This window comes from Kitasatospora sp. NPDC059160 (assembly GCF_042755465.1).
In the GTDB taxonomy this organism is placed as follows: Bacteria; Actinomycetota; Actinomycetes; order Streptomycetales; family Streptomycetaceae; genus Kitasatospora.
Window position 1 is genome coordinate 124,703 of sequence record NZ_JBHZCN010000009.1, and the last position, 8,265, is coordinate 132,967.

Annotated in this window: 7 protein-coding genes and 1 pseudogene; 6 read left to right on the forward strand and 2 right to left on the reverse strand. The window is 74.7% G+C overall.

The window, feature by feature from the left end; all coding sequences use genetic code 11:
* Window positions 1–10: 10 nt before the first annotated feature.
* From ACFXOZ_RS05995 to ACFXOZ_RS06005, 3 genes are all read left to right on the forward strand, one after another.
* Window positions 11–1,957 carry a fumarate reductase/succinate dehydrogenase flavoprotein subunit gene (locus ACFXOZ_RS05995; protein ID WP_380530830.1) on the forward strand — a complete coding sequence of 649 codons (1,947 nt, stop codon included), beginning with the start codon at window positions 11–13 and terminating at the stop codon, window positions 1,955–1,957.
* Complete coding sequence (locus ACFXOZ_RS06000; RefSeq protein WP_380408316.1) at window positions 1,954–2,691, forward strand: succinate dehydrogenase/fumarate reductase iron-sulfur subunit; 738 nt, start codon at window positions 1,954–1,956, stop codon at window positions 2,689–2,691. The genes ACFXOZ_RS05995 and ACFXOZ_RS06000 overlap by 4 nt, the downstream gene beginning before the upstream one ends.
* A 368-nt stretch (window positions 2,692–3,059) precedes the next feature.
* Window positions 3,060–3,371 carry a hypothetical protein gene (locus ACFXOZ_RS06005; protein WP_375897457.1) on the forward strand — a complete coding sequence of 104 codons (312 nt, stop codon included), beginning with the start codon at window positions 3,060–3,062 and terminating at the stop codon, window positions 3,369–3,371.
* A gap of 173 nt (window positions 3,372–3,544) precedes the next feature.
* Here the strand turns inward: ACFXOZ_RS06005 and ACFXOZ_RS06010 are convergent, their stop codons facing one another.
* Window positions 3,545–4,483 carry a DUF2797 domain-containing protein gene (locus ACFXOZ_RS06010; protein ID WP_380530805.1) on the reverse strand — a complete coding sequence of 313 codons (939 nt, stop codon included), beginning with the start codon at window positions 4,481–4,483 and terminating at the stop codon, window positions 3,545–3,547.
* A gap of 89 nt (window positions 4,484–4,572) precedes the next feature.
* Between ACFXOZ_RS06010 and ACFXOZ_RS06015 the strand changes: the two genes are divergently transcribed.
* A complete protein-coding gene (locus ACFXOZ_RS06015) occupies window positions 4,573–5,205 on the forward strand; it encodes a maleylpyruvate isomerase N-terminal domain-containing protein (RefSeq protein WP_380530803.1) in 633 nt (210 codons plus the stop codon).
* A 33-nt stretch (window positions 5,206–5,238) separates the two neighbouring features.
* On the opposite strand, the gene ACFXOZ_RS06020 is transcribed toward ACFXOZ_RS06015, so the two are convergent.
* Window positions 5,239–5,421, reverse strand: coding sequence for a hypothetical protein (locus ACFXOZ_RS06020; protein ID WP_380530800.1), 183 nt, complete (start codon window positions 5,419–5,421; stop codon window positions 5,239–5,241).
* 296 nt (window positions 5,422–5,717) lie between these two features.
* On the opposite strand from ACFXOZ_RS06020, the gene ACFXOZ_RS06025 reads away from it, so the two are divergent.
* Together ACFXOZ_RS06025 and ACFXOZ_RS06030 are read left to right on the forward strand one after the other, a co-directional pair.
* Window positions 5,718–7,955: a restriction endonuclease gene (locus ACFXOZ_RS06025; protein ID WP_380587802.1), complete on the forward strand. Its 2,238-nt coding sequence runs from the start codon at window positions 5,718–5,720 to the stop codon at window positions 7,953–7,955.
* A 205-nt stretch (window positions 7,956–8,160) separates the two neighbouring features.
* A pseudogene (locus tag ACFXOZ_RS06030) lies at window positions 8,161–8,265 on the forward strand (ABC transporter ATP-binding protein); the annotation flags it as partial.

Genomic DNA, 8,265 nt, shown 5'->3' on the forward strand with positions numbered 1-8,265 from the left:
CAGCGCCGACGTGAACAGCTACCTGGACTACGCGATCGGCGCGCCGGTCGCCGACACCAAGGCCCCCGCCGGACCGATCGAACAGCGCTGGGACCAGCGGCGGTTCGACGCCAAGCTGGTCAACCCGGCGAACCGGCGCAAGCACACCGTGATCGTGGTCGGCACCGGCCTGGCCGGCGGCGCGGCCGGCGCCACCCTCGCCGAACAGGGCTACCACGTCGTCCAGTTCTGTTTCCAGGACTCCCCGCGCCGCGCCCACTCGATCGCCGCCCAGGGCGGCATCAACGCGGCCAAGAACTACCGCAACGACGGCGACTCCGTCCGCCGGCTGTTCTACGACACCGTCAAGGGCGGCGACTTCCGCGCCCGCGAGTCCAACGTGCACCGGCTCGCCCAGGTGTCGGTGGAGATCATCGACCAGTGCGTGGCCCAGGGCGTGCCCTTCGCCCGCGAGTACGGCGGCCTGCTGGACACCCGCTCCTTCGGCGGCGTGCAGGTCTCCCGCACCTTCTACGCCCGCGGCCAGACCGGCCAGCAACTGCTGCTCGGCGCCTACCAGGCGCTCTCCCGGCAGATCGCCGCCGGGAACGTGGAACTCCACCCGCGCACCGAGATGCTGGACCTGCTGGTGGTCGACGGCCGGGCCCGCGGCATCGTCGCCCGGGACCTGGTCACCGGGGAGATCCGCTCCTACACCGCGGACGCGGTCGTCCTCGCCACCGGCGGCTACGGCAACGTCTTCTACCTATCCACCAACGCCAAGAACTCCAACACCACCGCCATCTGGCGGGCCCACCGGCGCGGCGCCTACTTCGCCAACCCGTGCTTCACCCAGATCCACCCCACCTGCATCCCGCGCTCCGGCGACCACCAGTCCAAGCTCACCCTGATGAGCGAGTCGCTGCGCAACGACGGCCGGATCTGGGTGCCCAAGGCCGCCGGGGACACCCGCCCGCCCGGGCAGATCCCGGAGGAGGAGCGGGACTACTACCTGGAGCGGATCTACCCCTCCTTCGGCAACCTGGTGCCCCGCGACATCGCCTCCCGGGCCGCCAAGAACGTCTGCGACGAGGGCCGCGGCGTCGGCCCCGGCGGCCAGGGCGTGTACCTGGACTTCGCCGACGCGATCCGCCGGATGGGCCGGGAGGCCGTCGAGGCCAAGTACGGCAACCTCTTCGACATGTACGAGCGGATCACCGCCGAGGACCCGTACCGGGTGCCGATGCGGATCTACCCGGCGATCCACTACACGATGGGCGGGCTCTGGGTCGACTACGACCTGCAGACCAGCGTCCCGGGCCTGTTCGCGATCGGCGAGGCCAACTTCTCCGACCACGGCGCCAACCGGCTCGGCGCCAGCGCGCTGATGCAGGGCCTGGCCGACGGCTACTTCGTGCTGCCGCCCACCCTCAACGACTACCTGGCCCGCAACCCGGTGGCTCCCGTCCCCGCCGACCACCCGGTGCTCACCGAGGTCGAGGCGGAGGTCGAGGACCGGCTCAACCTGATCCTCTCCGTCGACGGCGACCGCACCCCGGACTCCTTCCACCGCGAACTCGGCGAACTGCTCTGGGACGAGTGCGGGATGGCCCGCGACGAGGCCGGGCTCAAGCGCGCCCTGGCCCGGATCCCGCAGCTGCGCGAGGAGTTCTGGCGCCGGATCAAGGTGCCCGGCACCGGCCAGGAGCTCAACCAGTCCCTGGAGAAGGCCAACCGGCTGGTCGACTACTTCGAACTCGCCGAACTCATGTGCCTGGACGCGCTGCACCGCGCCGAGTCCTGCGGCGGCCACTTCCGCACCGAGAGCCAGACCCCCGACGGCGAGGCCGCCCGCCGCGACGAGGACTTCACCTACGCCGCCGCCTGGGAGTTCACCGCCACCGGCGAGGCCCCCGTCCTCCACCGCGAGCACCTCGACTTCGAACACGTCCACCCCACCCAGCGGAGCTACGCATGAACCTCACCCTGCGCATCTGGCGCCAGGCGGGCCCGGACGCACCCGGCTCGATGACCACCTACCAGGTCAGCGGCATCAGCCCGGACATGTCCTTCCTGGAGATGCTCGACACCCTCAACGAGGAACTCATCACCCGCGGCGACCAGCCGGTCGCCTTCGACCACGACTGCCGCGAGGGCATCTGCGGGGCCTGCGGCATGGTCATCAACGGCCAGGCGCACGGCCCCGAGCGCACCACCACCTGCCAGTTGCACATGCGGCACTTCCGGGACGGCGACACCATCGACGTCGAACCGTGGCGGGCCTCGGCCTTCCCGGTGGTCAAGGACCTCGTGGTGGACCGCTCCGCCTTCGACCGGATCATCGGCTCCGGCGGCTACATCACCGCCCCCACCGGCAGCGCCCCCGACGCGCACGCCACGCCCGTCCCCAAGGAGGCCGCCGACACCGCCTTCGAGCACGCCGAGTGCATCGGCTGCGGCGCCTGCGTGGCGGCCTGCCCGAACGGCTCGGCGATGCTGTTCACCTCCGCCAAGGTGGTGCACCTCAACGTGCTGCCGCAGGGCGGGCCGGAGCGCTCCGCCCGGGTGCGCAACATGGTCACGGCGATGGACGCCGAGGGCTTCGGCGGCTGCACCAACACCGGCGAGTGCGCCACCGCCTGCCCCAAGGGCATCCCGCTGCCCAGCATCGCGGCGATGAACCGGGAGTTCCTGCGGGCCGCCCGCGGCTGACGCCCCTCGCCTCGACTCCCCTCGGCTCGCCTCGGCTCCCCCAAGACGGTCGGCCCCTCGCTCTGGTGCTCAGGCGAGGGGCCGACGCTGTTCTCCGGGGCGTGCGAGGGGAGTTCGCGCTCCCCGAACGAGTGGTGGAACGCCGCACGCGGTGCTTCCTGGCGGAAAATCGCGCTACGGTGGTGCTCCGCTACGGGAGGACGGCATATGCCCGAGGTTCAGTCCTGCTCCGGCTGCGGCGGGTCCGGGGGGACCCAGAAGACCGAGGCAACGGTCGAACTGGACGAGGAAGGAGGCATGGTGCCCAGCGTTCACACCTTCTGGTCACCCTGCGGTCGGTGCCACGGATCCGGGACGGTGATCGTCGGATGAGGTTGGTCTTCGAGTGCGTCGAGTGCGGTGGGCACTACCTGCCGCCGGAGGGCATGGTCTATCCGGACGGGCCGGCCTCGCCGGTCTGGTGCTCCCCCTGTCAGACGTCCAAGCGCACGGCGGGCCTCCGGGAGGACCCGCTGCTCGCCCGGGTCGCCCTGGCCGCCGCCCGGGCCGCGCTGGCCCGGCGCACCGCCGAGGCCGTCGAGCCGGTCCCGGCCGGGCGCGCCGACGTCCGCCCGTCCCGTCCGCCGCTGTCCCGGCGGGCGCGCTCCGGACCGGGCGGGGTACGCGGCAAGCTGGGCTGAGCAGCTCCTCCGGGCATCCGTCAAGTACCGCTTTCGACACAGCGCTTGCGCCTGCCACGAGCCCACCGGACTGACCCGCGAGCCGGGGGACGTCGCCGCACCCACGCTGGGCCTGGCGATGTCGATGTCGATGAGGATCTCGATGAGGATCCTGCCTCAGGAGGCGCTCGCCCTCAGAACAGCGCCTCCTGGGTGTCCGGCTCCGGCGGGCGGACCCGCTCCTCCAGGACCAGCCCCTCGGAGGCCCGGCCGACCGCCGGCGTGAGCGTCCAGCCGGTCAGCCGTCGGGTGTCCAGCAGCAGCGGGCCGGAGCCGTCCGGCTGGTCCAGGAAGAGGTGCCGCCCCACCGGCGGGCGCAGCGTACCGGCGACCACCGCGCCCGCGGCCAGGCCGGTGACTTCCCGGTAGGTCTCGGGGGCGCCGCCGGCCAGGCCGTAGCGCTCCACGTGGTCCGTCACCGGGCGGTCCGCGAGCAGCTCCACGGCGTGCCCGTCCAGCAGTCGGTGCGCCCGGGCCCGGGCCTCCGTCAGCACGGCGCGGCGGTGCGCGGCGTCGCCGTGCGACCACCAGTGGTCGGTCTTGATCCGGGACTTGAACCGCTCGCGCGCCATGCCCGAGGCGGCGACGGTGAGTTCGGCGCGGCGCACCGCGGGCAGGCCGCCGCGCGCGGTGAACGCGTAGGCCAGCGCGCCCTGTTCCAGCAGCCGGCTGTCGCCGCGCTGCTCGGCGGTCAGGCCGACCTTCAAGAGGCCCTCGCCGAACCAGGCGAGGTAGAGCAGGTAGGTGCGGCCGTCGTCGAGGATCTGGTCCCGGGCGAGGGCCAGGCCGCGGTCCACGCTCTGGCAGGCCGGGCACTGGGTGGCGCTGCCGCCCGGGTCGACCACCGCGTGGTGCGGGCAGGGCGTGCGCTCCGTCGCCCCGGCCAGCCAGGCGCCCACGCAGCGGCGCGGGCCGCCGAGCAGCCAGCAGACCTCCGTACCGGGCGCCACGGCGCGCTCGTGCACCCGGGCGCCGTGCACGGCGCAGAGCAGGGCCCGGCCGTCGTGCCAGCTCAGGCCGGTGGAGACCCAGCCGGCGGGCCGGTCCGGGTGCTGCGGTGCGGGGACCGTCACGGGCATCCCTCCCTGGAAGCTCTTCGAACCCGGCCAGGCTACCCGGCCCCACCGACAATCCCTCGGGACGAGGGCCCTAGCATCCGTCCATGATCGACTCACCGACCCCGGACGACCTCGCCCTCGCCCTCCGCCTCGCCGTGGACGCCCTCTCCGGTGCCCCGGCGGACGCGGACTGGTCCCGGCCCGCCGGTGGCCTCGACTGGAGCTGCTGGGAGACCGTCGAGCACCTGGCCGACGACCTCCTCGCCTACGCGGCCCAGCTCGGCCCGGCCCGACCGCCCCGCGACCGGTACATGCCCTTCGTGGCGACCCGCCGCGCCCCGGGCGGCCCGAACAACTTCGTCCGCGCCGACCCGGCCGGCGGCGTCCCGGGGCTGCTCGAAGTCCTCGACTCCAGTGGCGGGTTGATGGTCGCGATCGCCCGGGTCGCCCCGCCGCAGGCCCGCGCGTACCACCCCTGGGGCCTCGCCGACCCGAGCGGCTTCGTCGCCATGAGCCTGGTCGAGACCCTGGTCCACCTGCACGACGCCACCCAGGGCCTCGGCCTCCCCTGGGACCCGCCCGCCGACCTCTGCGCCCGCACCCTGGCGCGCCTGTTCCCCGACGCCCCCCGCACCGCCGCCCCCTGGCCCACCCTCCTGTGGGCCACCGGCCGCGCCACCCTCCCCGACCACCCCCGCCGCACCGACTGGCGCTGGTACGCGGAACCGCGCGGCTGACGGGCCGGCGTACGGGCGCGTCGGTCCGAGGGGCTACCGGACGGGCGCGTCGACCTGACCGGAGACCGGGTCCCCGGCCGGCACCACGAAGGCGGGGTAGGTGTTGCCCGTGTCCGGGGCCCCCGTCGCGGCGGCCGGCACCGCACCGGCCGCCAGCACGGCGATCCCGGCGACGGCGGCCACCGCGGCGGCCCGGACGGCACTGCTGATGCTCATGAACTCTCCCCCTGGATCGGTCTCCTGACGATGATCCGCCCGGCCGCCCCCGCTGTCCACCTCCACGACGCCCACCCGACGAGGCGCCGGACGCCCCCAACGGCCGGGCCCCGCAGGGCTCGGGCCGGTGTCGCCCGTCGGGGCGGCGCGGGCGGGGCGGGTGGGCGGGAGCCGCGCAGGTCGCGGGGGCTTGGCCGGGCGGGGCGTCCACGTTCTATTCTGGCGGGCGCGGTCGGCGGTGGTGCCCGGAGGTGGCGCGCGGCGGCCGCGTCGGTGTGAGTGCGAAGGGGTGGCTGGTGGCGGGGCGGCGGAACAGCGGGGTGCTGGCGGTCTGGGCGGAGGCGCAGCGGCAGCAGCAGCGCCGGGAGGAGGCCCGTTGGCGTGCCGAGGCGGCGGAGTTGCGCCGGCACGAGCGGGCCCAGCGGGAGGCGCAGCGGGCGTCCGCCCGGGACGAGCGGGAGGCGCAGCGCGCGTACCAGCAGTCGCGGGAGGCGGAGGTGGCCCGGCGGACGGCGGAGCTGGACGCCCGGGTGGAGGAGTTGCGCGGGCTGCTGGCGGCCGGCCTGGCCGCGCCGGCGTTCGGGCCGCAGGCCCTGCTGGCGCCGCGCCCGGTGCCGCCGTTCGATCCGGGGCCGCTGGGTGTGCCGGTGCCGATGCCGGACCAGGCATCCGCCGCCTACCACGTGCCGCCGCCGGACGCGGCGCAGGCCCGCAACGCCGGGGTGCGCCGCCAGTACGAGCAGTACCTGGCGCAGGCCCGGGTCCGGTTCGAGCAGGACTGGTACGCCGCGCAGGCCCGGGAGGCGGACCGGCAGTCCCGGCTGGCCGCGTACCACCAGGAGTACCTGGGGTGGGCGGAGGGCTTCCGTCGGCAGGAGGAGGAGCGCGGCGCCGGGACGGAGGAGTTGCTGCGGCGGCTTCGGGCGGGCGAGCCGGAGGCCGTGCAGGAGTACTTCACGGCGGGGCTGTACGCCTCGGCGGCCTGGCCGGAGGGCTTCCCGCACCGGCTGGTGGCGGCCTGGGAGGTGTCGAGCCGTCAGCTGGTGGTGAACTGGGAGCTGCCCGGTCCGGACGTGGTGCCGGCGGCCGGGCGGGTGCGGTACGTGAAGGCGGACGACCGCGAGGCGGAGGTGGCCCGGCCGGCGACCGAGCGCAAGGCGCTGTACCGGGAGGTGCTGGCGCAGTCGGCGCTGCGGTTGGCGGCCGAGCTGTTCCGGGCGGACCGGGACGGGATGCTGGACTCGGTGGTGGTGAACGGCTTCGTGCTGGGGATCGATCCGGCGACGGGCCGGGAGGCCGAGCGCTTCCTGTCCACGCTGACCGCGACCCGGGCCGAGTTCTCGGGGCTGGCGCTGGACCGGGTGGCCCCGGTGGAGTGCTTCCAGGGGTTGGGCGGCAAGCTGTCGGCGCGGCCGGAGCGGCTGGACGAGGTGAAGCCGGACCGGCTGCCGGAGTCGGTGGGCGGGAGCCTGGCCGGGCACTTCGGCGAGGAGGACCCGGACCTCTTCGAGATGGATCCGCTGGACTTCGAGGACCTGATCGCCGAGTTGTTCCGGCTGCGCGGCTTCCGGGTGATGACGACGGCCCGGAGCGGTGACGTCGGGGTGGACGTGGTCGCCGAGGACCTGGACCCGGTGACCGGCGGCAAGATCGTGATCCAGGCGAAGCGGTACCGGAAGACCGTCCCGCCGACGGCCGTGCGCGACCTGGAGTCCACCGTGCGCCACCACGGCGCGATCAAGGGCATCCTGGTGACCACGGCGGGCTTCGGCAAGGGCTCGTACAGCTACATCGAGGGCAAGCCGCTGACCCTGGTGAGCGGCCCGGAGCTGGTGGAGCTGCTGGCCGACCAGGGGCTGCGCGGCCGGCTCGGCGGCGGCGCGGGGGGCCGGGCCGGAAGCGGTGCCGGGAGCGGTGCGGGCGGTGCGGACGCCGGAGCCGGTGCGGGCGGTACGGGTACCGGGGGCAGGACGGCCGGTGCGGGCGGTGCGGCGGCGGGGCGGCCGGAGCCGGACGCCCCGCAGAGCAGCCTCACGGTGAGCTGGCAGAGCCGGACGGCCGGCGGGGACCCGGTGGAGCTGGACGTCACGGCGTTCCTGTGCGCCCGCGGCCGGGTGCTGAGCGACGAGCACTTCGTGTTCTTCAACAACCCCCAGGACCCGGACGGCGCCGTCCGGCTGCACCCCACCCACTCGGTGCCGGGCGAGCCGGCCCGGGCGGCCCGGCTGAGCCTGGACCTGCACCGGCTGCCGGCCGCCGTGGACGAGGTGGTGCTGGCGGTGTCCACCGAGGAGGAGGAGCACCCGGCGCTGCCGCTCGGTTACGTGTACGGGCTGGCCGTCGCGGCGGAGTACGGCCCGGGGGCGGGCGGTCCGGCGAAGTGGCCGGGGGCGAACGGCGGCGTGCCGGACTCGGCGATGCTGCTCGGGAGCTTCCGACGGGCGTCCGCGGGCTGGCAGTTCGAGCCCTCGGCGCGGGCGGTGACGAACGGTCTGACGGGGCTGGCGACGGCCTTCGGCGTCGCGGTGGAGTGACGGGCCGGGACTTTGGTCCCGGCCCGACCGGTCGGCGGTTCCCGGGACTTGGGCCCTCAGGGACGCGTCATACCTGAGGAGGAGAACGCCCCCGCCGCACCGCCGGGTCGGCGGGGTCCGACCGTCCGATGGGCATACGAATCGGGCGCGAACCGCTTGGGAGGATGGATCGGTAGGAAAATCCGATTCGTTCCCAGGAGTCCACGTGTCCTTCCCCGCAACCGCCGTCCGTACCGGCCTGGCGGCCGCCCGCGCCACCGGCCTGAACAAGGTCTACGGGGAGGGGGAGACCCGGGTCGTCGCCCTGGAC

Excerpts from the sequence above, each read along its gene's own strand:
- ACFXOZ_RS06000 (WP_380408316.1), top strand. The coding sequence starts at position 1,954 with ATGAACCTCACCCTGCGCATCTGGCGCCAGGCGGGCCCGGACGCACCC.
- ACFXOZ_RS06005 (WP_375897457.1), top strand. The coding sequence starts at position 3,060 with ATGAGGTTGGTCTTCGAGTGCGTCGAGTGCGGTGGGCACTACCTGCCG.
- ACFXOZ_RS06015 (WP_380530803.1), top strand. The coding sequence starts at position 4,573 with ATGATCGACTCACCGACCCCGGACGACCTCGCCCTCGCCCTCCGCCTC.
- ACFXOZ_RS06020 (WP_380530800.1), bottom strand. The coding sequence starts at position 5,421 with ATGAGCATCAGCAGTGCCGTCCGGGCCGCCGCGGTGGCCGCCGTCGCC.